General features: G+C 46.4%; 1 protein-coding gene. It reads left to right on the plus strand.

Annotated features, from left to right (window positions below; genetic code table 11):
* Positions 1-377: hypothetical protein (locus H6A12_RS13145; RefSeq protein WP_204448445.1), on the plus strand; the 377-nt coding region annotated here is incomplete at both ends.

A 377-nucleotide genomic window follows, 5' to 3' on the forward strand; every position in this document is an offset into this window, starting at 1 on the left:
CCTGATTATCCCAAAGAGCCTATAAATACGGGCAAATCCCTGACCCGGCTGCCCCTGCCGGGCCGGGGATTTTGCTTGTTGGGGCATATCCCCAAACCCTTGTCTCAATTCCGCAAGTTTACAAATCATCTATTCCTAAATGTGGCCTGTCATAGTATAATGAAGTCGGCAACATTATTTGTTTTTGAAAACGAGAAAAATCCGCTGATTTCTGTGGTTGCAACCGCCCGTTGCGGAAAAGAAACCGCAATCTGGTGGTGTGCTATCGGTAAAAATCGTATACTGATAGCGAAAGGAGGATACCAATATGACCTTCGGGGAAAAAATACAAAAGCTGCGGAAAGAAGCCGGGCTGTCACAGGAGGAACTATCCTATC

Source organism: Merdimmobilis hominis (assembly GCF_016901855.1).
Lineage (GTDB): Bacteria > Bacillota > Clostridia > Oscillospirales > Ruminococcaceae > Paludihabitans.